Genomic DNA, 25,119 nt, shown 5'->3' on the forward strand with positions numbered 1-25,119 from the left:
TTCGTATGCAAAAAGCATCTGTGGCCCGCATTTGCATGATTTTCCGGCCTGCTCTCGGTTGACCCCAATGGGGCGCAAGGCTATTGCTCGCCTAGCCAGAACCTGCGCGACAAGTCGTCGCGATGTTAGGGAGCCAAGCCCATGCATGACATGCTGCGCGAATATCTTCCCATCCTCATCTTTCTCGCCATGGCGATCGTGTTGGGCCTTGTGCTCATGCTCGCCGCGGCAGTGGTGGCGGTCCGCAATCCCGACCCTGAGAAGGTGTCGGCCTACGAATGCGGCTTCAACGCCTTCGACGATGCCCGGATGAAGTTCGACGTTCGTTTCTACCTCGTTTCCATCCTCTTCATCATTTTCGATCTCGAAGTGGCCTTCCTCTTCCCTTGGGCGGTGGCCTTCGGTCAGCTTTCCATGGTCGGATTCTGGTCGATGATGGTCTTCCTGACGGTTCTGACCGTAGGATTCGCATATGAGTGGAAGAAAGGGGCGCTGGAATGGGCGTGATGACCTCTGCCAATACCGCCGGTGCGGATCGCGAAGTCGCGACGCAGACGCTGAACAAGGAATTGCAGGATAAAGGCTTCCTGCTGACCTCCACCGAAGACATCATCAACTGGGCGCGCAACGGCTCGCTGCACTGGATGACCTTCGGCCTCGCCTGCTGCGCCGTCGAGATGATGCAGGTGTCGATGCCGCGCTACGACCTCGAGCGCTTCGGCACCGCGCCGCGCGCCTCGCCGCGCCAGTCTGATCTGATGATCGTCGCCGGCACCCTCACCAACAAGATGGCGCCCGCTCTGCGCAAGGTCTACGACCAGATGCCCGAGCCGCGCTACGTGATCTCGATGGGCTCCTGCGCGAATGGCGGTGGCTATTACCACTACAGCTATTCGGTGGTGCGCGGCTGTGACCGCGTCGTGCCGGTCGATATCTACGTTCCGGGCTGCCCGCCCACGGCGGAGGCACTGCTTTACGGCATCCTTCAGCTGCAACGCAAAATCCGCCGCACCGGCACGCTGGTGCGCTGAGGAGAGCGAGAGATGGACGATACTGCCCTTCGCGAACTGGCCGGCCATATCGAGCTGAAGCGCCCCGATGACGTGGTCTCCACCGAGATCGCCTTCGACGAGCTGACGGTCACGATCACCGCGCAATCCGTTCCCGGCTTCACCGAGTTCCTGCGCGACGATCCGAATTGCCGCTTCACCAACCTCGTGGACATCACGGCCATCGACTGGCCCGAACGCCCGCAGCGCTTCGATGTCGTCTGGCATTACCTGTCGATGTATCGCAACCAGCGCATCCGCATTAAGGCGGCGGTCCGCGAAGAGGACATGGTGCCCTCGATCACCAAGCTGCACCCCTGTGCCGATTGGTTCGAGCGCGAGATCTTCGACATGTTCGGCATCCTGTTCTCGGGGCACCCGGACCTGCGCCGTCTGCTGACCGATTACGGCTTCCGCGGCCATCCGCTGCGCAAGGATTTCCCGACGACGGGCTATGTCGAAGTGCGTTACGACGAAGTGCTCAAGCGCGTCGTCTATGAGCCGGTGAAACTGACGCAGGAATACCGGCAGTTCGATTTCCTCTCGCCATGGGAAGGCGCGAAATACATCCTTCCCGGTGACGAGAAGGGCGAGGAGGCGAAATGATGGACGGCGATATCCGCAACAATGTCTATGATGACGGCTCGAAGGACACGCTGACCGACGAGCAGCGCATCCGCAATTTCAACATCAACTTCGGTCCCCAACACCCGGCCGCCCACGGCGTGCTGCGCATGGTGCTGGAGCTGGACGGCGAGGTCGTGGAACGTGCCGACCCGCATATCGGGCTGTTGCACCGTGGCACCGAGAAGCTGATGGAAAGCCGCACCTATCTGCAGAACCTGCCTTACTTCAATCGCCTCGACTATGTCGCGCCGATGAACCAGGAACATGCGTGGTGCCTCGCCATCGAGAAGCTGACCGGCGTGGAAGTGCCGCGTCGCGGTTCGCTGATCCGCGTGCTCTACTCCGAGATCGGGCGCATCCTGAACCATCTGCTGAACGTGACGACGCAGGCGATGGACGTCGGCGCGCTGACGCCCCCGCTCTGGGGTTTCGAAGAGCGCGAGAAGCTGATGGTCTTCTACGAGCGGGCCTGCGGCGCACGTCTGCACTCGGCCTATTTCCGGCCCGGCGGCGTCCACCAGGACCTGCCGCCGAAGCTGCTCGACGATATCGAGGCATGGGCGCATGAGTTCCCGAAAGTGCTCGACGATATCGAAGGGCTGCTGACCGAGAACCGCATCTTCAAGCAGCGCAACGTCGATATCTGCGTCATCTCCGAGGAAGAAATCCAGCAATGGGGCTATTCCGGCGTGATGGTGCGTGGCTCCGGCCTTGCATGGGACCTGCGCCGCGCGCAGCCCTACGAATGCTATGACGAGTTCGACTTCCAGATTCCGATCGGCAAGAACGGCGATTGCTACGACCGCTACCTCTGCCGGATGGCCGAGATGCGCGAGTCGACCAAGATCGTCCTTCAGGCGATCGAGAAGCTGCGGATGCCGGAAAATCAGGGCGACGTGCTTGCCCGCGGCAAGGTGACCCCGCCGAAGCGGTCGGAGATGAAGCGCTCGATGGAAGCGCTGATCCACCACTTCAAGCTTTATACCGAAGGCTTCCACGTCCCCGCGGGCGAGGTTTATGCCGCCGTCGAAGCGCCCAAGGGCGAGTTCGGCGTATATCTGGTGGCCGACGGCACGAACAAGCCGTATCGCGCGAAGATCCGCGCTCCGGGTTACCTGCATCTGCAATCCATGGATCACGTCGCCAAGGGGCACATGCTCGCCGACGTTTCTGCAATCATCGGCACGATGGACATCGTGTTCGGGGAGGTTGACCGCTAATGCTTCGCCGTCTTTACCCGGAACAACCCGATAGTTTCGAGTTCACGCCCGAGAACCTCGCATGGGCCAAGGCCCAGATGACCAAGTTCCCGGTCGGCCGTCAGGCCTCGGCGATCATCCCGCTGCTGTTCCGCGCACAGGAACAGGAAGGCTGGCTGAGCCGTCCGGCGATCGAAACCGTCGCCGAGATGCTCGACATGCCCTACATGCGGGCGCTCGAGGTCGCGACCTTCTACTTCATGTTCCAGCTGGCTCCGGTCGGCTCGGTCGCCCACCTGCAGATCTGCGGCACGACCTCGTGCATGATCTGCGGCGCGGAAGACCTGATGAAGGTCTGCAAGGAAAAGATCGCCGCCGAGCCGTTCCAGCTCTCGGACGATGGCAAGTTCTCGTGGGAAGAGGTCGAGTGCCTCGGCGCCTGCGCGAACGCACCGATGATGCAGGTCGGCAAGGATTACTACGAAGACCTGACCGAGGAGAGCCTCGCGAAGCTGATCGACGAAATGGGCAAGGGCGACGTGCCGAAGCCCGGCTCGCAGACCGGCCGCTTCTCGTCCGAGCCCGCCTCGGGCCTGACCGCGCTCACCGAGAGCAAGGGCGACAAGGAAGAGTACAATGCCTCGGTCGATCTCGCGGTCGGCATCGGCGACACGATCAAGCGTATCGACGGCACGGAAGTGCCGCTTGCCGCACCGTGGCAGAGCTCGGGCCAGCGCGGCCCGATCGGCACGATGGGGCAGGAGCGTCCGCGCTCTGCCGCGCAACAGGACGAGGCGCGCAAGGCCGCCAAGAAAACCGAGGCCAAGCCCGCCAAGGACACGCCCGCCGACAAGACCGGCGTGACGAAATCCGAAGCGCAGGCCACCTCGAAGGCCCGCCCGGAGTCCAAGCGTGAGCCCGAAGGCACCGAGGCCGACGCGAAACCCGAGACCGCGCAGGCAGAGACGGGCGAGAAGCCCAAGCTGCTCGATGCACCGCGCGACGGTGGGGCGGATGACCTGAAGATGATCAAGGGTGTCGGGCCGAAGCTCGAGACGCTTCTGCATTCGATGGGCATTTATCATTTCGACCAGATCGCTGGCTGGACCGACGCGGAACTCGCTTGGGTCGACAGCAATCTCGAAGGGTTCAAAGGTCGCGCGACGCGTGACGACTGGAAAGGTCAGGCAGAGAAACTGGCCAGCGGGGCGGAGACCGAATTCTCGTCGCGCGCAAAGAAAGATGGCATTTACGAGTAATCGCAACAGGGTAGAGACCGCCGTTCGGCGGAGTGAATGGAGAGACGGGAATGGGTGATCAGACACAAGGGTGCCGCGGCAAGGCGGGTATCTGGGCAGGTATTACGGGGCTTGTGGTCACCGTATTCCTGATGGTCGTGGCGCATGAGCCCTTCCTCGTGGCTCTTTTCCTCGGTTTGATGACCTTCCTCCTGTTCGGCGCCTTCCTGATCTGGGCATTCTGCTCCGAACATGGCGCGCCGGGCGCGGCTGACGGTACCGGCGCATCCTCCGACGATTCCGCAATTCCCGAAAGCCCGGTCGAAACCTTCAATGCTTCCTCTCCCGAAGGGGTTGCGGCGCAGGCGCAGGCGGCAGCGGCGGCACCGACGCCCGCAACCGAGCGCGAAGTGGCGCGTGCCGACACGATGACGCCCAAGGACGAAGCGGCTACGCCCGAGGCAGACAAGCCCGAGCCCGGTCCGACCACCAAGCCCGCGACGGAAGAGGCGGAGGCCGAAGAGCCCAAGGCTGAAGCCGAGCCGAAGGCGGAAAAGCCCAAGGCGAAAGAACCGAAAGCCGAACCCAAGAGCGACGAGACCACGCCGCTCTCCGCGATGTCGGCGCAGGTCGCGGATAAGCCCGCCGCCAATGCCGGGGGGCAACCCGAGGCCGCCGAGGGCGACGGCAAGAAGCCGCGTGGACTGAAGCAGCCGCGCAAGGCGGGGGCCGACGATCTCAAGAAGATCGAAGGCGTCGGGCCGAAGCTCGAAGAAGTGCTGAACGGCTGGGGTATCTACCATTACGACCAGATCGCGAAATGGGGCCCCGAAGAGATTGCCTATGCGGACCAGAACGTGCCGCGTTTCAAGGGCCGCTGCACCCGCGACAAGTGGGTCAGCCAGGCGAAGATCATCGTCGAGGACGGCATGGATGCCTTCCTCGAACGGGCGAAGACGAACGATTACTGAGCGGGGGTGAATGAGCCAGATCGACGAGCACGACAGGGCGTTGGGGCGTAAAGCCGCCCTTATCATTGCCGTCGCCACGATCCTCTGGCTCCTCCTGCAATGGATCGGACAACAACAGGGCTGGTCGGCGCAGGTCGCGCTGATCGGCGATCTCGCGGCGATAGCCGCCTATATCTACGCGCTGGCACTCGTCTGGCGCATCTGGCGCCGGAAATCCGGCAAGTGAGGGAAGCGATATGCTGAAGGATCAAGACCGGATCTTCACCAATCTCTACGGGATGCATGACCGCTCTCTGCAGGGCGCGAAGATGCGCGGGCATTGGGACGGCACTGGCGAGATCCTGTCGAAAGGCAAGGATTGGATTATCGAGCAAGTGAAGGCCTCCGGCCTGCGCGGGCGCGGTGGGGCAGGCTTCCCGACGGGTCTCAAGTGGTCCTTCATGCCGAAGGAAAGCGACGGGCGTCCGGCCTTCCTCGCGATCAATGCCGACGAATCCGAGCCCGCGACCTGCAAGGACCGCGAAATCATGCGCCACGATCCGCATACGCTGATCGAAGGTGCGCTGATCGCCGGTTTCGCGATGGGCGCGGCTGCGGCCTATATCTACATCCGCGGCGAATATGTCCGCGAGAAAGAGGCGCTACAGCGCGCGATCGACGAGGCCTATGAGGACGGGCTGATCGGCAAGAACGCCTGCGGCTCCGGCTACGATTATGACGTCTACCTGTCGCACGGCGCGGGGGCCTATATCTGCGGCGAGGAAACGGCGCTGCTGGAGAGCCTCGAAGGCAAGAAGGGCATGCCCCGGATGAAGCCGCCGTTCCCGGCAGGCGCGGGCCTCTATGGCTGCCCGACCACGGTGAACAACGTGGAATCCATCGCCGTTGTGCCGACCATCCTGCGCCGCGGCGCGGAGTGGTATGCGGGCTTCGGGCGTCCGAACAACACCGGCGTGAAGCTGTTTGCGATGTCGGGCCACGTCAACACGCCCTGCGTCATCGAAGAGACCATGTCGATCTCGATGAAGGAACTGATCGAGAAGCATGGCGGCGGCGTCCGTGGCGGCTGGAAGAACCTCAAGGCGGTGATCCCGGGCGGCGCGTCCTGCCCGATCCTGCCCGCCGATCAATGCGAAGACGCGATCATGGATTACGACGGCATGCGCGAGCTGAAATCCAGCTTCGGCACCGCCTGCATGATCGTCATGGATCAGAACACCGACGTGATCAAAGCCGTCTGGCGCCTGTCCAAATTCTTCAAGCACGAGAGCTGCGGCCAGTGTACGCCCTGCCGCGAAGGCACGGGCTGGATGATGCGCGTGATGGACCGTCTGGTGCGCGGCGAGGCCGAGATCGAAGAGATCGACATGCTGTTCGACGTGACCAAACAGGTCGAGGGCCACACGATCTGCGCGCTCGGTGACGCAGCCGCCTGGCCGATCCAGGGCCTGATCCGTCACTTCCGCGAAGAGATCGAAGACCGCATCAAGGTCCGCAAGACGGGCCGCATGGGGGCGATGGCTGCCGAATGAAGCAACCCGCCGGATATCACCTGGCCGAGCTGAATATCGGCCGACTGGTTGCCGAACCGGGCGACCCGCGTGTGGAGGCTTTCATGAAAGCCCTCGACGCGGTGAACGGCATTGGCAAGCGGTCGGATGGGGTCGTCTGGATGATGGAAGGCTCGGGCGAGCCCGGCACCGGCAATACCGAGGCCAAGATCGGCGGCGACCCGTGCTTCGTGTCGAACCTGACGGTCTGGGAAGACGTCGAAAGCCTCGAGAAATTCGTTTGGAACACTGTGCATCGCGCCTTCTACGAGCGCCGCGCGGAGTGGTTCGAACTTCTCGGTCAACAGCATTTCGTCATGTGGTGGGTGCCCGCGGGGCATCAACCGACGCTCGACGAGGCGCTGGAACGGCTCGAAGACCTGCGCGCGAATGGCGCGTCCGAGCGTGCTTTCGGCTGGAAAGACCTGCCGCAAGCCACGCTGTGGAAGACCCGCGCCTGCATGGCGGAGGCGGCATGATGCGGGCGGTGATCATATCGGGCTGCGCGCTGGCGCTTGGCGGCTGCATGGGCACTCCGGGCGGCAACGAGGCCTCCAAAGGGCCGCGCCGTCTGGCGGCACTCGAGGGCTACACGGCTGCCTATGACGCGAACGGCGCACTTGTTGTGATGCGGCAGGCCGCGCCCTTTGCGAATTACGAGGGCGCCGAGGCCAAGCGGGCCGCGAACGCCATCTGCGGCGGGGCCGTGGCCTCGTCGATCGACGATACATACCGGGACGGCGCTTGGGTCTTCCCGATGGGCTGCGGACACGCGGCCTGACCTAAAACCCGCGCGGGGGCAACCTCGCGCCCGAAGAGACGAGACGGATAGCCATGGCTGACCTGAGAAAGATCATCATCGACGGGAACGAGGTCGAGGTCGATCCGAACCTCACGCTGATCCAGGCGTGCGAACAGGCGGGGATCGAGATCCCGCGCTTCTGCTACCACGAGCGTCTGTCGATCGCGGGCAACTGCCGGATGTGTCTGGTGGAAGTCGTGGGCGGCCCGCCGAAACCTGCTGCCTCCTGTGCGATGCAGGTGCGCGATATGCGCCCCGGTCCCGAAGGGGCGCCGCCGGTGATCAAGACGAACTCGCCGATGGTCAAGAAGGCCCGCGAGGGGGTGATGGAGTTCCTGCTCATCAACCACCCGCTCGACTGCCCGATCTGCGACCAGGGCGGCGAATGCGATTTGCAAGACCAGGCAATGGCTTACGGGGTGGACTTCAGCCGCTACCGCGAGCCCAAGCGCGCCGCGACCGAGCTGAACCTCGGCCCGCTGGTCGAGACCCATATGACGCGCTGCATCTCTTGCACCCGCTGCGTGCGCTTCACCACCGAAGTCGCGGGCATCACCCAGATGGGCCAGACCGGTCGGGGCGAGGATGCGGAAATCGCGAACTACCTGAACATGACGCTCGACTCGAACATGCAGGGCAACATCATCGACCTGTGCCCGGTGGGCGCGCTGGTCTCCAAGCCCTACGCGTTCACCGCGCGTCCGTGGGAGCTGACGAAGACCGAGACCGTCGACGTGATGGACGCCGTGGGCTCGAACATCCGCGTCGATACCAAGGGGCGCGAAGTGATGCGCATCCTGCCGCGCAACAATGACGACGTGAACGAGGAGTGGATCTCCGACAAGACCCGCTTCGTCTGGGACGGTCTGCGCCGCCAGCGTCTCGACCGGCCCTACGTCCGCGTCGACGGCAAGCTGAAGCCCGCAAGCTGGAGCGAGGCGCTGAGCGCCGCCGCCGAGGCGATGAAGGGCAAGAAAGTCGCCGGTCTGGTGGGCGATCTGGTCTCGACCGAAGCCGCTTTCTCGCTCAAGCAGCTGATCGAAGGTCTGGGCGGCACGGTCGAATGCCGCACCGATGGCGCGCGGCTGCCGATCGGCAACCGCTACGGCTATGTCGGCAACGCAACGATCGCCGATCTGGATAACGCCGAGATGGTGCAGATCATCGGCGCGAACCCGGCCGTGGAAGCGCCCGTTCTGAACGCCCGCATCCGCAAGGCCTGGGCCAAGGGCGCGACGGTCGGTCTCGTCGGCGAAGCCTGCGATCTGACCTATGATTACGTCCATGTCGGCACCGACCGCGCCGCGCTGGCAGAGCTGTCGGGCAAGACGATCTCGGACGAGACGAAGGCGAAGAATACCGTCGTCATCATCGGGCAGGGCGCTCTGAACGAAGCCGATGGCGAGGCGGTTCTGGCCCATGCGATGAAGCTGGCTGAGAACTCCAACGCCAAGTTCATGGTGCTGCACACCGCTGCCGCCCGTGTCGGCGCGATGGATGTGGGCGCTGTGACCGAGGGCGGTCTGCTCGCGGCCATCGACGGCGCCGAAGTGATCTACAACATGGGCGCCGACGAGGTGGAGATTACCCCGCGCGCCGAGGGCGGTCCCTTCGTGATCTATCAGGGTAGCCACGGCGACCGCGGCGCGAACCGCGCCGACGTGATCCTGCCGGGCGCGGCCTACACGGAAGAAAACGGCCTCTTCGTGAACACCGAAGGCCGTCCGCAGCTTGCCTTCCGCGCGGCCTTCCCGCCGGGCGAGGCGAAAGAGAACTGGGCGATCCTGCGCGCGCTTTCGGCCGAGATCGACGCCAAGCAGCCTTGGGACACGCTCGCCGGTCTGCGCCGCGCGATGGTCGCGGACGTGCCGCATCTGGCGCAGGTCGATGAGGTCGTGGAGAACGAAGTGCAGGCGATCGAGCCGCGCGACATGGGCAAGGCGACTTTCCGTCTGCCGATCCACGAATTCTACCTGACCAACCCGATCGCACGGGCCTCCGTCGTGATGGGCGAATGCGCCAGCCTCGCGAAAGCGCGGGCCGAAGCGCCGGTCGCCGCCGAGTGAGGTTGAGACGGATGATGCAGACCCTGCCCAATATCGCACCGCTCGCCCCCGGCCTTCTGGCCGGTCTGGCGGCGTGCGCGCCGACCGGCGGGGCGCAGGGGGATAGCGCGGTCAAACCGGACTATCGGGGCACCGAAACACGGCTCCTCGACAGCGATCTGGTGGAGATCCGCGCGCGTGTCTCGGGCGAGGGCGCCAGCGAGAAAGCGGCGACCGATTATGCCCAATGCGCAGCCGCGCAATATGCGCTGGTGCGCGGCTATGGATTTGCGCGCCATGTGCGCACGAATGTGACTGAAGAGGGTGGCATCTGGCGGGCAGATGCGGTCTACACCATCTCGCCCGCCTTGCCGCAGGGACTCAAGACGATCGACGCGGAAGTGACCGTCGCCGATTGCAAGGATCGCGGCATTCCGACCGTATGAAGAGAGTGGGACATCATGGCTGAATTCTTCGCGACACCTTTCGGGATCTTCCTGCTGATCGTGCTGCAGAGCTTGGCGGTTATCGCCTTCGTGATGCTTTCGATGATCTGGCTGGTCTATGGCGACCGTAAGATCTGGGCTGCCGTGCAGATGCGTCGCGGGCCGAACGTCGTCGGGCCCTGGGGCCTGATGCAGACCTTCGCGGATGCGCTGAAATATGTGGTCAAGGAAATCGTCGTGCCGGCGGGCGCCGACAAGTTCGTCTATTTCCTCGCCCCGATCCTGAGCTTCGTGCTGGCGATGCTGACCTTCGCGGTGATCCCGTTCGCCGACGGATGGGTGCTGGCCGATATCAACGTGGCCCTTCTGTTCGTCTTCGCGGCCTCCTCGCTCGAGGTGTACGGCGTGATCATGGGCGGCTGGGCGTCGAACTCGAAATATCCGTTCCTCGGCTCGCTCCGCTCGGCCGCGCAGATGATCTCTTACGAGGTCTCGATCGGCCTGATCATCATCGGGGTGATCATCTCGACCGGCTCGATGAACCTGTCGACCATCGTGCGCGCGCAGGATACCGGCTGGGGCCTGCTGGGCTGGTACTGGCTGCCCCACCTGCCGATGGTGGCGCTGTTCTTCATCTCGGCGCTGGCCGAGACCAACCGCCCGCCCTTCGACCTTCCGGAAGCGGAATCCGAACTCGTCGCAGGCTTCATGGTGGAATACAGCTCGACCCCGTATCTGCTGTTCATGGCTGGCGAATATATCGCGATCTGGCTGATGTGCGCGCTGATGTCGATCCTGTTCTTCGGCGGCTGGCTGTCCCCGATCCCGGGCCTGCCCGACGGGGTGCTGTGGATGTTCGCCAAGATGGTGTTCTTCTTCTTCATGTTCGCGATGGTGAAGGCGATCGTGCCGCGCTACCGCTACGACCAGCTCATGCGGATTGGCTGGAAAGTCTTCCTGCCGCTGTCGCTGGCGTGGGTGGTGATCATCGCCTTCCTCGCGAAATTCGAAATCTTCGGGCACTTCTGGGCCCGCTGGGCGATGGGGAGCTGATAGATGGCTTTCGACTACAACCGCGCTGCCAAGTATTTCCTGCTGGTGGACTTCATCAAAGGCTTCGGCCTGGGGATGCGCTATTTCTTCGCGCCGAAACCCACGCTGAACTACCCGCACGAGAAGGGCCCGCTGTCGCCGCGCTTCCGTGGCGAGCACGCCCTGCGTCGCTACCCCAACGGGGAAGAACGCTGCATCGCATGCAAACTGTGCGAGGCGATCTGCCCGGCGCAGGCGATCACGATCGACGCGGAACCCCGCGCCGACGGCTCGCGCCGCACGACGCGCTACGACATCGACATGACGAAATGCATCTATTGCGGCTTCTGTCAGGAAGCCTGCCCGGTCGATGCGATCGTCGAAGGTCCGAATTTCGAATTCTCGACCGAGACCCGCGAGGAGCTTTTCTACGACAAGCAGAAGCTTCTTGAGAACGGGGCACGCTGGGAAGCCGAGATTGCCCGCAACCTCGAACTGGATGCGCCTTACAGATGACCGACGATTTTTCGAAACTCTTTAGCAACATGATGGAGCAGTCGGCCGAGATGGCGCGGCTGTTCAATCCGGCGCTGGAAAGTTTCAATCCGGCTGCGATGGAGAAGCTCTTCCCCACCATGTCGAAGGACATGATGGAGATGTGGTTCGGCAAGACCTTCAACCGCGAAGGGCTCGACAGCCGGACGCGGCTTCTGGTGACGATCGCCGCGCTCACGGTGCTGGGCGCGCAAGCGGACTCGCAGCTGCGCCTGACGATCCGCCACGCGCTCGAGGCCGGGGCCACGCAACGCGAGATCGCCGAGGTGATCTTTCAGATGAGCATGTTCGGCGGGGTGCCCGCCATGACCCGCGCGCTCGAGATCGCGCAATCGGTCTTCGACGAGAATTCGGGAGAGAACGAATGACGGTGTTTGCTTTCGCCTTCTACCTTTTCGCCATTACGGCGGTGGTCGCGGGCTTCATGGTGGTGATTTCCAAGAACCCGGTCCATTCGGTGCTCTGGCTGATCCTCACCTTCCTGTCGGCGGCGGGGCTTTTCGTGCTGCTGGGCTCGGAATTCGTCGCGATGCTCTTGATCATCGTCTATGTCGGCGCGGTCGCGGTGCTCTTCCTCTTCGTGGTGATGATGCTCGATGTCGACTTCGCCGCGCTCAAGGGCGAGCTGGCGCGCTACATGCCGCTGGGCCTCCTGATCGGGGTCGTGATGCTCGTGCAGCTGGGCATCGCCTTTGGGGCGTGGCAGACCTCCGGCATGGCGGAAAGCCTGCGTGCTGATCCGGTACCCGAGGGCATGACCAACGCGCAGGCGATCGGCCTGCTCGTTTATGACAAATACCTCTACCTCTTCCAGACGGCGGGCCTGATCCTGCTGGTCGCGATGATCGGGGCGATCCTTCTGACGCTGCGCCATCGCACCAACGTCAAGCGCCAGAACGTCATCGCGCAGATGCATCGCGATCCGTCCAAGACGATGGAAATGGTGGACGTCAAACCGGGGCAGGGGCTGTGAGCGAACAAAAGCAAGCGAAAAACGCGAGTTCGGAAACGAGGGTGAACGCATGATCGGATTGGAACATTACCTTGGCGTGGCTGCCGCGCTGTTCGTGATCGGCATTTTCGGGATCTTCGTGAACCGCAAGAACGTGATCGTCATCATGATGTCGATCGAACTCATGCTGTTGGCGGTGAATATCAACCTGGTGGCCTTCGCGGCCTATCTGGATGACCTCGTCGGACAGATCTTCACCCTCTTCGTGCTGACCGTTGCGGCAGCCGAGGCCGCGATCGGCCTTGCGATCCTTGTGGTCTTCTTCCGCAACCGCGGCTCGATCGAGGTCGAAGACGTCAACGTGATGAAGGGATAAGGGACGATGGAAACGATCATTCTCTTTGCGCCGCTGGTCGGTGCGATCCTTGGTGGCTTCGGCTGGCGGGTGATCGGCGAAAAGGGCGCGATGGTCCTGACCACGGGCCTTCTGTTCCTCGCCGCTCTGCTCAGCTGGATCGTCTTTCTCACGCTGGGCGATCAGACGCAGCACATTCACGTCCTGAACTGGATCACCTCGGGGGAGCTGGACGTCTCGTGGGCGATCCGGATGGACCGACTGACCGCGATCATGCTGATCGTGGTGACGACGGTCTCCTCGCTCGTGCATCTCTACTCGTGGGGCTACATGGCCCATGACGAGAATTTCGACGAAGGGAAGGGCGAGAACTACAAGGCACGCTTCTTCGCCTACCTGTCCTTCTTCACCTTCACCATGTTGATGCTGGTGACCTCGGACAACCTGCTGCAGATGTTCTTCGGCTGGGAAGGCGTCGGTGTCGCCTCCTACCTGCTGATCGGTTTCTACTACAAGAAACCCTCGGCCAACGCGGCCGCGATGAAGGCCTTCATCGTCAACCGTGTCGGCGATTTCGGCTTCCTGCTGGGGATGTTCGGTCTGTTCTACATGACCGGCTCGCTGCAGCTGGACGATGTCTTCTCGGCGGCGCCGGCCTTGTCAGAGACCAATCTCGACTTCCTCTGGGGGTCCTGGAACGCGGTCGAGCTCTGTGCCTTCCTGCTCTTCGTGGGTGCGATGGGCAAATCGGCCCAGCTCTTCCTGCACACGTGGTTGCCGGACGCGATGGAAGGCCCGACGCCTGTGTCGGCGCTGATCCACGCCGCGACCATGGTGACCGCGGGCGTGTTCCTCGTCTGCCGCATGTCGCCGGTCTATGAATACGCTCCGCATGCGCAGACCTTCATCGTCGTGATCGGCGCCTCGACCGCCTTCTTCGCCGCGACCGTGGGTCTGGTGCAGAACGACATCAAGCGCGTCATCGCCTATTCGACCTGTTCGCAGCTGGGCTACATGTTCGCCGCGGCCGGTGTCGGCGTCTATTCGGTGGCGATGTTCCACCTGCTGACCCACGCGTTCTTCAAGGCGCTGCTGTTCCTTTCGGCGGGTTCGGTCATCACCGCGATGCACCACGAGCAGGACATGCGGAACTATGGCGGCCTTCGCAAAAAGGTGCCGCTGACCTTCTGGGCGATGATCTTCGGCACGCTGGCGATCACCGGGGTCGGTATTCCGTTCACGCCGATCGGCTTCGCGGGCTTCCTGTCGAAAGACGCGATCATCGAGAGCGTCTGGGGCGGCTCCGGCGCGGGCTATGCCTTCTGGCTTCTGGTCATCGCGGCGGCCTTTACGTCCTTCTACTCGTGGCGCCTGATCTTCATGACCTTCTTCGGCAAGCCGCGCGGCGATCATCATGCGCATGATCACGCGAAGGAAAGCCCCTGGGTCATGACGGTGCCGCTGGTGGTTCTGTCCTTCGGCGCGATCTTCGCCGGGATGATCTGGTACAACGTCTTCTTCGGCGATCACGCGAAGCTGGTGAAGTTCTTCGGGCTTCCGGCCCATGCCGAGCAGACGGCGGATGCGGGTCACGCGACAAATGGCGAAGCCGCGCAGTCCGGTGAGGGCGCCCATGGCGCAACGCCGCCGGTGCCGGATGCGACCATGTCCGAAGATCAGGCCGAGGCCGAGCTGATGGACGAGGCCAAGACCTCGCCGGATGTCGGCGTCTCGACGGCGGTGATCAAGTATCCGGGCGTCGCTCCTCAGGGCGCGATCTACATGGGTCAGGAAAACGAGGTCATCGACAAGGCGCACCACGCGCCGGCCTGGGTCAAGGTTTCGCCCTTCGTGGCGATGCTTGCCGGGCTTCTCGTGGCATGGCTGTTCTACATCAAGGACACCAGCCTGCCGAAGCGGTTCGCCGAGGCGCAGCCGGGCCTTTACCGCTTCCTGCTCAACAAGTGGTATTTCGACGAGCTGTACGAGCGCATCTTCGTGCGCCCGGCGCTCTGGTTCGGCTATCAATTCTGGAAGAAAGGGGACGAGGGCTCGATTGACCGAGTTATCGACGGCATGGCCGTCGGCATCGTCCCGACATTCACGAGGTTCCTTAACAGGATGCAATCGGGCTATCTGTTCCACTACGCCTTCGCCATGGTGATCGGGATTGTCGGTCTCATGCTCTGGGTCGTCCTCAACGGGGGGGCGAACTGATGCAACACCTGCTTTCCATCGTCATCTTCACGCCCGCCGTGGCGGCGCTGATCCTCGCGCTGGTTCTGCGCGGCGGCTCGCCCGAGGCGGACCGGAACGCGAAATGGGTGGCGCTGACCGCGACGTCGGTCACCTTCCTGATCTCGCTGTTCCTGCTGGCCGGGTTCGACCCGTCCAACACCGGCTTCCAGTTCATGGAGAAATACTCCTGGATCATGGGGTTCCAGTACCGCGTGGGTGTCGACGGCCTGTCGATCCTCTTCGTGATGCTGACCACCTTCATGATGCCGCTGGTGATCGTCGGTAGCTGGAATGTCACCGACCGCGTGAAGGAATACATGATCGCCTTCCTCGTCCTCGAGACGCTGATGGTGGGCACCTTCGTCACGCTCGATCTGGTGCTGTTCTACCTGTTCTTCGAAGCGGGCCTGATCCCGATGTTCCTGATCATCGGTATCTGGGGGGGCAAGCAGCGCGTCTACGCCGCGTTCAAGTTCTTCCTCTACACCTTCTTCGGCTCGGTCTTCATGCTGGTGTCGATCATCTACATCTACTTCCACACCGGAACGACGGACATGCCGGGGCTGCTCGTCTACGAGTTCCCATACACACCGGTGCACATACTCGGGATAACGATCCCCGGCGGGGTGCAAACGCTGCTCTGGCTCGGCTTCTTCATCTCGTTCGCGATCAAGATGCCGCTTTGGCCGGTGCACACTTGGTTGCCTGCCGCGCACGTGCAGGCGCCGACGGCCGGTTCGGTCGTGCTGGCTGCGGTGCTGCTGAAGCTCGCCGATTACGGTTTCCTGCGCTTCTCGCTGCCGATGTTCCCGGTGGGCAACCTCGTGGTCGGCCCCTGGGCGATGTGGCTCGCGGTGATCGCGATCATCTGGACCTCGCTGGTGGCGCTGGTGCAGACAGATATCAAGCGCGTCATCGCCTATAGCTCGGTCGCGCACATGGCCGTCGTCCTGCTCGGGATTTTCTCGGGCACGCAGCAGGGCATCGAGGGCGGCATCTTCATGGTTGTCGCGCACGGTTTCACCTCGGCGGCGCTGTTCCTCGCGGTGGGTGTGGTCTACGACCGGATGCATACGCGCGAGATCGCGGCCTATGGCGGCCTGGTGAAACGCATGCCCGCCTATGCGACGATCTTCATGTTCTTCACGATGGCCAATGTCGGGCTTCCCGGCACCGCCAATTTCGTCGGCGAGTTCCTGATCCTCGTGGGCGTCTTCCAGGTGAATACGTGGGTTGCGCTCTTCGCCACGACGAGCGTGATCCTGTCGGCGGCATATGCGCTCTGGCTCTATCGCCGGGTCGTCTTCGGCGATCTGATCAAGGAGAGCCTGCGCTCGATCACCGACCTGAGCACGCGCGAGAAATGGATTTTCGCGCCGCTGGTCGCGATGACGTTGTTGCTCGGGGTCTATCCTGATCTGGTGACCAACATCATCGGGCCGTCGGTGACGCAACTCGTCCAGAACTATCACGATGCCTTGCCGGACAACCTTCTGTCCGACCTGGTCGAACACTGAGGAGCTGAGGGATGACTTCTGCGGATTTCTCGATCGTCCTTCCGGAGTTTTTGCTCGCCGTTTACGCGATGGTGGCGCTGCTCGCGGGTGTGTGGTTCGGCAAGGACAAGCTTGCGCCGACCCTGCTGTGGATCACCTCCGGCGTCATGCTGGTGATCGCGGCCTGGATCGGTCTGGCCGAGGTTGGCTCGCATGAGGCCTTCGGTGGCCTCTTCATCGACGACGCGTTCTCGCGCTTCACCAAGGTGATGATCCTCGTCTCGGCTGCGCTGGTTCTCGCGATGGGCACCGATTACATGCAGCGGCGCGGGCTGCTGCGCTTCGAATACCCGATCCTTGCGACGCTGGCCGTCATCGGCATGATGATGATGGTCTCGGCGGGCAACCTGATGTCGCTCTATATGGGGCTCGAGCTGCAATCGCTCGCGCTCTACATCGTGGCCGCGCTGCGCCGCGAAAGCGAGAAGAGCTCGGAAGCGGGTCTGAAGTACTTCGTGCTCGGCGCGCTGTCCTCGGGCATCCTGCTCTATGGCGCCTCGCTGACCTACGGCTTCGCGGGCACCACGCAATTCGCGGGTATCATCGGAGTGGTCCAACAAGGTCACCTGCCGATCGGCCTGCTGTTCGGCATGGTCTTCCTGATCGCCGGTCTCGCCTTCAAGGTCTCGGCGGTGCCGTTCCACATGTGGACGCCCGACGTCTATGAAGGCTCGCCCACGCCGGTCACCGCCTTCTTCGCCACCGCGCCGAAAATCGCCGCGATGGCGCTGATCGCACGGCTCGTCTTCGACGCCTTCGGTCAGGTCCCGGCGGAGTGGGGCCAGATCCTCGCGCTGCTCGCGGGCCTGTCGATGGTCTGGGGTTCGGTCGCGGCAATCGGTCAGACGAACATCAAACGCCTGATGGCCTACTCCTCGATCACCCATATGGGCTTCGTGCTGCTGGGCCTGTCGGCGGGCACTGCCGAGGGCGTGCAGGCGATGCTGACCTATATGGCGATCTACGTAACGATGAATGTCGGCGTCTTCGCCTTCATGCTCTCGATGGAGCGGGACGGCCAGCCGGTGACCGATATCAAGTCGCTGAACCAATATGCCCGTCAGGATCCGACCAAGGCGCTGGCGATGCTGGTACTGCTGTTCTCGCTTGCAGGCGTGCCGCCGTTCCTGGGCTTCTTCGCCAAGTTCGCGGTGCTTCAGGCGGCGCTGCATGCGGGCTATATCTGGCTCGTGCTGCTCGGCGTGATCGCCTCGGTCGTGGCGGCCTTCTACTACCTGCGGATCGTGTTCTACATGTATTTCGGCAAGGAGACGGACCCGCTGGACAACCGGATGCCCGCGATCCAATGGGGGCTTCTGATGGTATCCGCGCTGGCGATGCTGCTCGGTATCTTCAACCTCTTCGGCATCGAGGGCGCGGCCCAGGCTGCGGCGGCGGCTCTTGTCAACTGAGCGCGATGACTGGCCCGAGGGCGTGGCGCGACACGTCCTGCCCTCGGTCGATAGCACCATGGATGAAGCGGCCCGGCTAGCGCCGGGCCTCTCCGGTTCAGCGTGGATCTTCGCGCATGAGCAGACCGCGGCCCGCGGTCGGCGCGGGCGTGCCTGGCGCGCGCCCACGGGCAATTTCTCGGCCACGTTGGTGATGCGGCCCGAGGGCGGGCTGGGGCAGGCGGCGCTCTATTCCTTCGTCGCGGCTCTGGCGCTCGAGGCGGCGCTCGCCCATGTCGGGGGCCCGCATGCGCGACTCTCGATCAAATGGCCCAATGACGTGCTGCTGAGCGGTGGCAAGATCGCGGGTATCCTGCTGGAGAGCCTGCGGGGCGGAGAGCAGATCGCGATCGGCATCGGGGTGAACCTCGCGCAGGCGCCCGACCGCAGCGAGGTCGAGCCCGAGGCGATGGCTCCGGTCAGCCTGATCGGCGAGACCGGGATGCAGATCGCCCCGGTCGACTTCCTGCCGATGCTGGCGCAGGCCTTCGATAACTACGACCGGCAATTCCGCGATTACGGCTTCGACGCGATCCGCAATGCGTGGCTCGCCCGCGCGGCGCGTCTGGGCGAAGAGATCACCGCCCGGGTCGGCACTGAGACCTATCGCGGCACCTTCGAGACCATCGACGAGACCGGCGCGCTGATCCTGACCACGCCCGAGGGCCGTCGCGCCATCTCGGCAGCGGATATCTTTTTCTGAGCGGAAAGGGGGAGCCATGCTTCTCTGCATCGACTGCGGTAACACCAATACGGTCTTTTCGGTCTGGGACGGGACGGATTTCGTCGCCACATGGCGGATGGAGACGAACCACCAGCGCACGGCGGACGAGTATTTCCTCTGGCTGTCGGGCATGATGCGCGTGCAGGAGATCGCGGGCTCGATCACCGAGGTGATCATCTCGTCGACCGTGCCGCGCGTCGTGTTCAACCTGCGGGTTCTGTCGAACCGGTATTTCAACTGCCGGCCGCTGGTGGTGGGCAAGCCCGAATGCCGCCTGCCGGTCGAGCCGCGCGTCGATCCGGGCACGACCGTGGGGCCGGATCGCCTCGTGAACACGGTGGCGGGCTATGACCGGCATGGCGGCGATATCGTCGTCGTCGATTTCGGCACTGCCACCACCTTCGACGTGGTGGCCTCCGACGGGGCCTATATCGGCGGCGTGATCGCGCCCGGCGTGAACCTCTCGCTGGAGGCGTTGCACGCCTCCGCCGCCGCCCTACCTCATGTCGATGTGACGATGCCCGAAAAGGCCATCGGCACGAATACCGTCGCCTGTATCCAATCGGGCGTTTTCTGGGGCTATATCGGCCTCGTCGAAGGCGTCGTGCGCCAAATCCGGCTCGAACGCGACCGCCCGATGAAAGTCATCGCGACCGGCGGTCTGGCCGAACTGTTCTCGCAGGGCTTTGACCTCTTTGACAGTGTGGATTACGACCTTACCATGCACGGCCTTCGCCTCCTCAACGACTATAACAAGGATCTTCCCGCGTGAGTGACAGACTGATCTACCTCCCCCTCGGCGGTGCCGGCGAAATCGGCATGAACGCCTATGTGTACGGCTACGGCCCAGAGGGGAAAGAGCGGCTGATCGTTGTCGATCTGGGCGTGACTTTCCCGGATATGGACGGCACGCCCGGCGTCGATCTGATCTTCGCCGATCTCGAATGGCTGGAAGCGAATGCCGACCGGATCGACGCGATCTTCATCACCCACGCCCATGAAGACCATATCGGCGCGCTGCCCCATGTCTGGAACAAGCTGCGCAAGCCGGTCTATGCGCGCGCCTTCACCGGCCGCATCGGTCAGCTGAAGCTGGAAGAGGCGGGCATCCCGCCCGAGACGATTCAGATCGTCGAGCCGCGCCCGAAGGTGATCGAGGCAGGTCCGTTCAAGGTGCAGTTCGTGCCGATCTCGCACTCGATCCCCGAAAGCTCCGGCCTCATCATCGACACGCCCGCGGGCCGCGTCGTCCATACGGGCGATTTCAAGCTCGACGGCAACCCGATCGTGGGCGAGCCCTTCGAGCCCGAGATGTGGCATGCCATCGCCAAGGAAGGCGACGGTGTGAAAGTTCTGGTGAGCGATTCCACGAATGTCTTCTCGCCGCTGCCCGGTCGGTCGGAGGCCACGCTGGCCGAGCCGATCTCGGAACTGATCCGCGCCCAAACCGGCATGGTCGTCGCGACGACCTTCGCCTCGAATGTCGCGCGCCTGAAGACGCTCGCCGAGGCGGGCAAGGCTGCGGGCCGCTCGGTCTGTCTGCTTGGCCGCGCGATGAAGCGTATGGTGTCGGTCGCGGAAGAAACCGGGGTGCTCAAGGGCATGCCCGGCACGATCTCGGCGGAAGAGGCGAGCGACGTGCCGCGCCAGAACCTGATGCTGATCGTGACCGGTTCTCAGGGCGAGCGCCGCGCGGCCTCGGCTCAGCTGAGCCGAGGCAAATATCTGGGTCTCGAGCTGAAAGAGGGCGACACGTTCCTGTTCTCCTCGAAGACGATCCCGGGCAACGAGCGCGGCGTGATCCGCATCATGAACGCGTTCTCGGAGATGGGCGTCGACGTGGTGGACGATCACGGCGGGCTCTATCACGTCTCGGGCCATGCGAACCGCCCCGATCTGGAAGCGGTCCATGAACTGCTCGCGCCGAAGATGCTGATCCCGATGCATGGCGAGCATCGCCACCTGCGCGAACACGCGAAGCTGGCCTCGGATAAGGGCATCGCGTCAGAAGTCGCGACGAACGGCACGATGATCGACCTGACCGGCAAGTCGCCGAAAGTCGTCGAATATATCGAAGCGGGCCGCACCTATCTCGACGGTTCGGTGCAGATCGGCGCGATGGATGGCGTGGTGCGGGACCGGATGCGCATGGCGCTGAACGGGCTGTGCCTCGTGACCCTGATCCTCGACGAGGAAGACCAGCCCCTGGGCGAGCCCTGGGTCGAGCTGAACGGCCTGCCGAAACTGGGCCGCTCGGGCGCGCCGCTGGCCGAGACGATCGAAGACGAGATGACGCAATATCTCGAACGCGCTTCGATCAAAGTCCTCAAAAATGACGACAAGATCGACGAGGGCCTGCGTCGCATCGCACGTCAGGTCTCGATGGAAGAGATCGGCAAGAAGCCCGAAGTGATCGTCGTCACCAGCCGCCTGACCGAGTGAGCGTGGCTCCGCGCCTGTGAAGGGCGCGGATCGCCCTAGGCGCAGGCGGGCAGGGGCGCGCGCCATCCCTAAAGACAAAGAAAAACCCCGCCGGAGGAAGCCTCCGGCGGGGATATTTTTACCAATACGAAAGCGTCAGCTGTCCGCTTTGTCCTCGGCGGTCTCCTCAACCGCGCCGGGGCGGAAGGAGACGGTGAGGAAGTCCGGAACGTGATCGCCCATGCCCACGACTTCGTTGTCGCGCTCGCGGCGGTTGCGGCCACCGCGCGACCGGCGGGCATTACCGCCCTCGTCGGAGGATTGGCTGCGCGATTGCGGCTTCGGAGCGCTCGCGGCCTCGGGGGCTTCGCTACGCGCCTCTTCGGGCTGAACCTCGGCCTTCTTGGGGGCCTGCTCTTGCTCCTGCTGCTCCTGCGGCGCGGCGCCTTGCGGCTGCTGCGTCTCTTCGCTGCGCTGGTCGCGTTTCGACCCACGCCCGCCACGATCCCGGCTGCGCCCGCCGCGCGAACGACCGCCCTTGGCGTCTTCGCGCTTGCGCGCCGGTTGCTTCGCGCCTTCGGACAGCTCGAAATCTTCCGGCGGCTCGGCGCGCGGGATTTCCTGCTCGACGAGGCTTTCGATCTGGCCAAGGAACTTCTCGTCCGACGGGACCGCGATCGAGATCGCCGTGCCCTTGCGGCCCGCGCGACCCGTGCGGCCGATCCGGTGGACGTAATCCTCGGCATGCATCGGCAGGTCGTAGTTGAAGACGTGGCTCACCGAGGGCACGTCGAGACCGCGCGCGGCCACGTCGGAGGCGATCAGCAGCTTGAGCTTACCATCGCGGAAATTCTCGAGCGTGCGCGTGCGCTGGCTCTGGTCGAGGTCGCCATGGATCGGGGCGGCGTCGAAGCCGTATTTCTGCAAGCTCTTGGCGACGATATCGACGTCGACCTTGCGGTTGCAGAAGACGATCGCATTGGTGCAGGCCTCGCCCTCGGCCGAGATTACCGCGCGCAGCAATTCGCGCTTGGCCTTGGCCGTCTGGTCGCGGCGCGCCGGTTCGATCTGGATCAGCTTCTGGGTGATGTTCGCACCGGTGGTCGCCTGACGCGCAACTTCGACCCGCGTCGGCGCATGCAGGAAGGTGTTGGTGATCCGCTCGATCTCAGGGGCCATCGTGGCCGAGAAGAACAGCGTCTGGCGCGTGAACGGCGTCAGCTGGAAGATGCGCTCGATATCCGGGATGAAGCCCATGTCGAGCATCCGGTCGGCTTCGTCGACGACCATGACCTTCACGTCGGTCAGGATCAGTTTGCCACGCTCGAAATGGTCGAGCAGGCGGCCCGGCGTCGCGATCAGCACGTCGACGCCCTTGTCGATCAGCTTGTCCTGCTCGCCGAAGGACACGCCGCCGATCAGCAGAGCGCGGGTCAGCTTGGTGTTCTTGGCGTAGAGGTCGAAGTTCTCGGCGACCTGGGCTGCCAGTTCGCGCGTCGGGCAGAGCACGAGCGAGCGCGGCATCCGGGCGCGGGCGCGGCCCCGACGCAGCAGCGTCAGCATCGGCAGGGTGAAGCTGGCGGTCTTGCCGGTCCCGGTCTGCGCGATGCCGAGCACGTCCTTGCCTTCGAGCGCGGGCGGAATTGCGCCAGCCTGAATGGGCGTGGGCTCTTCGTAGCCAGCGTCGACAACGGCGGAAAGGACCTTCGGGTCCAGCTTCAGATCAGTGAATTTAGTCATGGGTTTCCTTGGTTTACCTTTGATCGCGTCCTGTCGCGACCCGCATCGGGCGGGGCCGCTATCGGGCGCTTGAGGAACCGGGCGCCCAGGAGAAGCTCCGCCGGATTACGGAGCTTGATTGCGCCCTACCGGATTGCGACGCAAAGGTCAATCTTTTCAGGGGGTGACCCGGGGCTGCGCGCGGAACATAGCGCGGTCCTGCGCGATATTCGGCCTCTTGCAAAAGGGCACGGAACCTGACCTCCTGAACGGGGTTTGATCCGGAAGCGTGACGAGGGACAGGTATGGCAATCGCGGAATCGGCGGGTCTCGGCCCGGTATTGGCCTTTGCGCTGGTGGGTGTGTGCGGCGTGGGCGCGCAATGGCTGGCCTGGCGCCTGCGCCTGCCCGCCATCGTGATCATGCTGGTCGCAGGGCTCATCGCGGGGCCCGCGACGGGGCTTTTGAACCCGAGCCGGGATTTTGGCGACTTGCTCAGTCCGTTGATCGCGCTCGCGGTGGCGGTGATCCTGTTCGAGGGGGGATTCTCGCTCGATTTCCACCGCTTGGGCGACGCGAAAACCGGGGTACGGCGGCTGGTCTTCATCGGCGCACCTCTGGGTTGGTTCCTATCGGTGCTCGCGCTTGTTTGGGGCGCGGGGCTCAGCTGGGAAAGCGCGGCTGTTTTCGGCGGGATCATGGTCGTGACCGGCCCCACGGTGATCGCGCCGCTTCTGCGTACGGCGAAACTTGCCCGCCGCCCCGCGCGTCTGCTGCAATGGGAAGCCATCGTGAACGATCCGATCGGCGCGCTGGCGGCGGTTCTGGCCTTCGAGGTGGTGTTCACGCTGCGCTCCAACTTGCCGATGGGCGAGGCGGTGTGGCATCTCGCGCTCGGTATCGGCTTTGCGGCCGCGATCGGCGGCGCGATCGGCTGGGGCATCGCGCGCAGCTTCTCGCGCGGGTGGGTGCCGGAATTCATGAAGGTGCCGGTGCTCTTCGCGACGCTTCTGGGCACCTTCGCGGTGACGGATCACGTGCTGCATGAAAGCGGGCTGCTGGCGGTCACCGTGATGGGGCTGGTGATCGGCAATGCCGACCTGCCGTCCTACGAGGAACTGCGCCGTTTCAAGGAGCATGCGACGGTGCTGCTGGTCTCGGGCGTGTTCATCCTGCTCGCCGCGAATATCGAGATCGACCAGCTTGCCGCCCTCGATTGGCACGCGCTCCTCTTCGTTATTCTCGTGGTGCTGGTGGCGCGGCCGCTGACGGTGCTGATCTCGCTGATCGGCACAGCACTGCCGCGCAACGAACGGCTGCTGATCGCCTTTACCGGCCCGCGGGGGGTGGTGCTGGTCGCGGTGGCGGGCCTCTTCGGGCAGCGTCTGGCCGAGATCGGCGTCGCGGACGGGTTGCGGATCGGGCCGCTGGCCTTCGTGCTGGTGCTGGTGACGGTGATCGTGCACGGCTTCACGCTGGCGCCGCTCGCGCGGAAGCTGGGGCTCGCCAATGCCGACAAGCCGGGCCTGCTGATCGTGGGCGGCTCGCGCTTCACCACGGCGCTGGCCGAGACGCTGAACAAGGCCGAGGTGCCGGTGCTGATCACCGACCCGAACCACGCCCATTTGATCCGCCCGCGCGCCAATGGGCTCAAGACCTTCTACGGCGACATTCTGGGCGAGGCGGCGGAGGACAAGGTCGAGCTGATGGCCTATTCGACCCTGCTCGCCGCCACAGATAACGACGCCTACAACACGCTCGTCGCGACCGATCTCGCGCCCGAGCTGGGCCGCGACAAGGTCTGGCAGGTGCCGCGCCAGAAGGACGACCGCGAGCGTCACGCGCTGCCGACGCAACTGGGCGGGCGGCGCTTTGGCGAGGGGCGGACGCTGGAGAATTGGGAGAAGCTGCTGTCCGAGGGATGGCGTTTCCGCGTCACCCGGATCACCGAGGAATACACGCTGACCCAGTGGCGTGAGAAACGGCCCAAGGCGAAGCCCGTGATGGTCGTGGCGAAAAGCGGCGATCTGCGCTTCGTGATCGATCCGGCCGAGATGAAGGTCGAGCCGGGCGGGCGGTTGATCTCGCTCCTGCCGCCCGAGGCCTTCGAGGAAGAGACCACGCAGAAGGCCAAGGCCGGGGAGAAGCCCTCGGGTCAGCCGGGGCCTGCCGCGCGGATTCCGTGAGGG

General features: G+C 63.9%; 25 protein-coding genes. 24 read left to right on the forward strand and 1 reads right to left on the reverse strand.

The annotated features are described in order from the left end of the window. Window positions 1-141: 141 nt before the first annotated feature. The 23 genes from BMI89_RS06230 to BMI89_RS06340 are packed head-to-tail and all read left to right on the forward strand — an operon-like array spanning window position 142 to window position 21,232. On the forward strand, window positions 142-507 hold the full coding sequence (locus BMI89_RS06230) for an NADH-quinone oxidoreductase subunit A (RefSeq protein ID WP_078519432.1): 366 nt from the start codon (window positions 142-144) through the stop codon (window positions 505-507). Beyond that, entirely contained in the window at window positions 507-1,031 is a 525-nt protein-coding gene (locus BMI89_RS06235) for an NADH-quinone oxidoreductase subunit B (protein WP_075774728.1), read from the forward strand. The genes BMI89_RS06230 and BMI89_RS06235 overlap by 1 nt, the downstream gene beginning before the upstream one ends. A 12-nt stretch (window positions 1,032-1,043) precedes the next feature. Continuing rightward, the gene (locus BMI89_RS06240; RefSeq protein ID WP_078519431.1) at window positions 1,044-1,655 is read left to right on the forward strand and encodes an NADH-quinone oxidoreductase subunit C; all 612 of its coding nucleotides are present in this window, start codon (window positions 1,044-1,046) and stop codon (window positions 1,653-1,655) included. After that, window positions 1,652-2,896, forward strand: a complete 1,245-nt coding sequence (locus BMI89_RS06245; protein ID WP_078539530.1) for an NADH-quinone oxidoreductase subunit D — start codon at window positions 1,652-1,654, stop codon at window positions 2,894-2,896. The genes BMI89_RS06240 and BMI89_RS06245 overlap by 4 nt, the downstream gene beginning before the upstream one ends. Next, a complete protein-coding gene (locus BMI89_RS06250) occupies window positions 2,896-4,134 on the forward strand; it encodes an NADH-quinone oxidoreductase subunit E (RefSeq protein ID WP_078570251.1) in 1,239 nt (412 codons plus the stop codon). The genes BMI89_RS06245 and BMI89_RS06250 overlap by 1 nt, the downstream gene beginning before the upstream one ends. A 50-nt stretch (window positions 4,135-4,184) precedes the next feature. Next, window positions 4,185-5,084 (forward strand): hypothetical protein, encoded by a 900-nt coding sequence (locus BMI89_RS06255; RefSeq protein ID WP_078570252.1) that lies wholly within the window; start codon window positions 4,185-4,187, stop codon window positions 5,082-5,084. Window positions 5,085-5,094: 10 nt separating this feature from the next. Continuing rightward, entirely contained in the window at window positions 5,095-5,310 is a 216-nt protein-coding gene (locus BMI89_RS06260; protein WP_078570253.1) for a DUF5337 family protein, read from the forward strand. A gap of 10 nt (window positions 5,311-5,320) precedes the next feature. Next, window positions 5,321-6,616 carry an NADH-quinone oxidoreductase subunit NuoF gene (gene nuoF / locus BMI89_RS06265; protein WP_078570254.1) on the forward strand — a complete coding sequence of 432 codons (1,296 nt, stop codon included), beginning with the start codon at window positions 5,321-5,323 and terminating at the stop codon, window positions 6,614-6,616. Further along, window positions 6,613-7,113 carry a DUF3291 domain-containing protein gene (locus tag BMI89_RS06270; RefSeq protein ID WP_078570255.1) on the forward strand — a complete coding sequence of 167 codons (501 nt, stop codon included), beginning with the start codon at window positions 6,613-6,615 and terminating at the stop codon, window positions 7,111-7,113. The genes nuoF and BMI89_RS06270 overlap by 4 nt, the downstream gene beginning before the upstream one ends. Continuing rightward, window positions 7,110-7,415 carry a hypothetical protein gene (locus BMI89_RS06275; RefSeq protein WP_078570256.1) on the forward strand — a complete coding sequence of 102 codons (306 nt, stop codon included), beginning with the start codon at window positions 7,110-7,112 and terminating at the stop codon, window positions 7,413-7,415. The genes BMI89_RS06270 and BMI89_RS06275 overlap by 4 nt, the downstream gene beginning before the upstream one ends. 53 nt (window positions 7,416-7,468) lie before the next feature. After that, a complete protein-coding gene (gene nuoG / locus BMI89_RS06280) occupies window positions 7,469-9,502 on the forward strand; it encodes an NADH-quinone oxidoreductase subunit NuoG (protein WP_078570257.1) in 2,034 nt (677 codons plus the stop codon). Window positions 9,503-9,516: 14 nt separating this feature from the next. Beyond that, window positions 9,517-9,927, forward strand: a complete 411-nt coding sequence (locus tag BMI89_RS06285; protein WP_210402151.1) for a hypothetical protein — start codon at window positions 9,517-9,519, stop codon at window positions 9,925-9,927. 15 nt (window positions 9,928-9,942) lie between these two features. Continuing rightward, a complete protein-coding gene (gene nuoH / locus BMI89_RS06290; protein ID WP_078519421.1) occupies window positions 9,943-10,980 on the forward strand; it encodes an NADH-quinone oxidoreductase subunit NuoH in 1,038 nt (345 codons plus the stop codon). A gap of 3 nt (window positions 10,981-10,983) precedes the next feature. Continuing rightward, the gene (nuoI, locus tag BMI89_RS06295; protein ID WP_075774482.1) at window positions 10,984-11,475 is read left to right on the forward strand and encodes an NADH-quinone oxidoreductase subunit NuoI; all 492 of its coding nucleotides are present in this window, start codon (window positions 10,984-10,986) and stop codon (window positions 11,473-11,475) included. Next, window positions 11,472-11,882 carry a carboxymuconolactone decarboxylase family protein gene (locus BMI89_RS06300; protein WP_078519420.1) on the forward strand — a complete coding sequence of 137 codons (411 nt, stop codon included), beginning with the start codon at window positions 11,472-11,474 and terminating at the stop codon, window positions 11,880-11,882. The genes nuoI and BMI89_RS06300 overlap by 4 nt, the downstream gene beginning before the upstream one ends. Then, window positions 11,879-12,487, forward strand: coding sequence for an NADH-quinone oxidoreductase subunit J (locus BMI89_RS06305; RefSeq protein WP_078519419.1), 609 nt, complete (start codon window positions 11,879-11,881; stop codon window positions 12,485-12,487). Before BMI89_RS06300 ends, BMI89_RS06305 begins: the two co-directional genes overlap by 4 nt. A gap of 49 nt (window positions 12,488-12,536) precedes the next feature. Continuing rightward, a complete protein-coding gene (nuoK, locus tag BMI89_RS06310) occupies window positions 12,537-12,842 on the forward strand; it encodes an NADH-quinone oxidoreductase subunit NuoK (protein ID WP_075774485.1) in 306 nt (101 codons plus the stop codon). A gap of 6 nt (window positions 12,843-12,848) precedes the next feature. Beyond that, the gene (nuoL, locus tag BMI89_RS06315; RefSeq protein ID WP_078570258.1) at window positions 12,849-15,038 is read left to right on the forward strand and encodes an NADH-quinone oxidoreductase subunit L; all 2,190 of its coding nucleotides are present in this window, start codon (window positions 12,849-12,851) and stop codon (window positions 15,036-15,038) included. Then, complete coding sequence (locus tag BMI89_RS06320; RefSeq protein ID WP_078570259.1) at window positions 15,038-16,576, forward strand: NADH-quinone oxidoreductase subunit M; 1,539 nt, start codon at window positions 15,038-15,040, stop codon at window positions 16,574-16,576. The genes nuoL and BMI89_RS06320 overlap by 1 nt, the downstream gene beginning before the upstream one ends. 11 nt (window positions 16,577-16,587) lie before the next feature. After that, complete coding sequence (gene nuoN / locus BMI89_RS06325; protein WP_078570260.1) at window positions 16,588-18,027, forward strand: NADH-quinone oxidoreductase subunit NuoN; 1,440 nt, start codon at window positions 16,588-16,590, stop codon at window positions 18,025-18,027. Then, window positions 18,017-18,769 (forward strand): biotin--[acetyl-CoA-carboxylase] ligase, encoded by a 753-nt coding sequence (locus tag BMI89_RS06330; RefSeq protein ID WP_281478224.1) that lies wholly within the window; start codon window positions 18,017-18,019, stop codon window positions 18,767-18,769. Before nuoN ends, BMI89_RS06330 begins: the two co-directional genes overlap by 11 nt. Window positions 18,770-18,785: 16 nt before the next feature. Continuing rightward, a complete protein-coding gene (locus tag BMI89_RS06335; protein ID WP_078539517.1) occupies window positions 18,786-19,562 on the forward strand; it encodes a type III pantothenate kinase in 777 nt (258 codons plus the stop codon). A gap of 47 nt (window positions 19,563-19,609) precedes the next feature. Beyond that, window positions 19,610-21,232: a ribonuclease J gene (locus BMI89_RS06340; protein WP_078570495.1), complete on the forward strand. Its 1,623-nt coding sequence runs from the start codon at window positions 19,610-19,612 to the stop codon at window positions 21,230-21,232. A 135-nt stretch (window positions 21,233-21,367) separates the two neighbouring features. Here BMI89_RS06340 and BMI89_RS06345 read toward each other — a convergent pair whose 3' ends face one another. Beyond that, window positions 21,368-22,951: a DEAD/DEAH box helicase gene (locus BMI89_RS06345; RefSeq protein ID WP_078570262.1), complete on the reverse strand. Its 1,584-nt coding sequence runs from the start codon at window positions 22,949-22,951 to the stop codon at window positions 21,368-21,370. 284 nt (window positions 22,952-23,235) lie between these two features. Here BMI89_RS06345 and BMI89_RS06350 point away from each other — a divergent pair, with 284 nt between their 5' ends. Next, a complete protein-coding gene (locus tag BMI89_RS06350; RefSeq protein ID WP_078570263.1) occupies window positions 23,236-25,116 on the forward strand; it encodes a sodium:proton antiporter in 1,881 nt (626 codons plus the stop codon). The last annotated feature ends 3 nt before the right edge of the window (window positions 25,117-25,119 follow it).

This window comes from Thioclava sp. F36-7, assembly GCF_002020075.1.
Lineage (GTDB): Bacteria > Pseudomonadota > Alphaproteobacteria > Rhodobacterales > Rhodobacteraceae > Thioclava > Thioclava sediminum.

Excerpts from the sequence above, each read along its gene's own strand:
- nuoI (WP_075774482.1), top strand. The coding sequence starts at position 10,984 with ATGGCTTTCGACTACAACCGCGCTGCCAAGTATTTCCTGCTGGTGGAC.
- BMI89_RS06345 (WP_078570262.1), bottom strand. The coding sequence starts at position 22,951 with ATGACTAAATTCACTGATCTGAAGCTGGACCCGAAGGTCCTTTCCGCC.
- nuoN (WP_078570260.1), top strand. The coding sequence starts at position 16,588 with ATGACTTCTGCGGATTTCTCGATCGTCCTTCCGGAGTTTTTGCTCGCC.
- BMI89_RS06235 (WP_075774728.1), top strand. The coding sequence starts at position 507 with ATGACCTCTGCCAATACCGCCGGTGCGGATCGCGAAGTCGCGACGCAG.
- BMI89_RS06275 (WP_078570256.1), top strand. The coding sequence starts at position 7,110 with ATGATGCGGGCGGTGATCATATCGGGCTGCGCGCTGGCGCTTGGCGGC.
- BMI89_RS06240 (WP_078519431.1), top strand. The coding sequence starts at position 1,044 with ATGGACGATACTGCCCTTCGCGAACTGGCCGGCCATATCGAGCTGAAG.
- nuoG (WP_078570257.1), top strand. The coding sequence starts at position 7,469 with ATGGCTGACCTGAGAAAGATCATCATCGACGGGAACGAGGTCGAGGTC.
- BMI89_RS06245 (WP_078539530.1), top strand. The coding sequence starts at position 1,652 with ATGATGGACGGCGATATCCGCAACAATGTCTATGATGACGGCTCGAAG.
- BMI89_RS06320 (WP_078570259.1), top strand. The coding sequence starts at position 15,038 with ATGCAACACCTGCTTTCCATCGTCATCTTCACGCCCGCCGTGGCGGCG.
- BMI89_RS06350 (WP_078570263.1), top strand. The coding sequence starts at position 23,236 with ATGGCAATCGCGGAATCGGCGGGTCTCGGCCCGGTATTGGCCTTTGCG.
- BMI89_RS06335 (WP_078539517.1), top strand. The coding sequence starts at position 18,786 with ATGCTTCTCTGCATCGACTGCGGTAACACCAATACGGTCTTTTCGGTC.
- nuoL (WP_078570258.1), top strand. The coding sequence starts at position 12,849 with ATGGAAACGATCATTCTCTTTGCGCCGCTGGTCGGTGCGATCCTTGGT.
- BMI89_RS06255 (WP_078570252.1), top strand. The coding sequence starts at position 4,185 with ATGGGTGATCAGACACAAGGGTGCCGCGGCAAGGCGGGTATCTGGGCA.
- nuoH (WP_078519421.1), top strand. The coding sequence starts at position 9,943 with ATGGCTGAATTCTTCGCGACACCTTTCGGGATCTTCCTGCTGATCGTG.
- nuoF (WP_078570254.1), top strand. The coding sequence starts at position 5,321 with ATGCTGAAGGATCAAGACCGGATCTTCACCAATCTCTACGGGATGCAT.
- nuoK (WP_075774485.1), top strand. The coding sequence starts at position 12,537 with ATGATCGGATTGGAACATTACCTTGGCGTGGCTGCCGCGCTGTTCGTG.
- BMI89_RS06305 (WP_078519419.1), top strand. The coding sequence starts at position 11,879 with ATGACGGTGTTTGCTTTCGCCTTCTACCTTTTCGCCATTACGGCGGTG.
- BMI89_RS06230 (WP_078519432.1), top strand. The coding sequence starts at position 142 with ATGCATGACATGCTGCGCGAATATCTTCCCATCCTCATCTTTCTCGCC.
- BMI89_RS06260 (WP_078570253.1), top strand. The coding sequence starts at position 5,095 with ATGAGCCAGATCGACGAGCACGACAGGGCGTTGGGGCGTAAAGCCGCC.
- BMI89_RS06340 (WP_078570495.1), top strand. The coding sequence starts at position 19,610 with ATGAACGCCTATGTGTACGGCTACGGCCCAGAGGGGAAAGAGCGGCTG.
- BMI89_RS06300 (WP_078519420.1), top strand. The coding sequence starts at position 11,472 with ATGACCGACGATTTTTCGAAACTCTTTAGCAACATGATGGAGCAGTCG.
- BMI89_RS06285 (WP_210402151.1), top strand. The coding sequence starts at position 9,517 with ATGCAGACCCTGCCCAATATCGCACCGCTCGCCCCCGGCCTTCTGGCC.
- BMI89_RS06270 (WP_078570255.1), top strand. The coding sequence starts at position 6,613 with ATGAAGCAACCCGCCGGATATCACCTGGCCGAGCTGAATATCGGCCGA.
- BMI89_RS06250 (WP_078570251.1), top strand. The coding sequence starts at position 2,896 with ATGCTTCGCCGTCTTTACCCGGAACAACCCGATAGTTTCGAGTTCACG.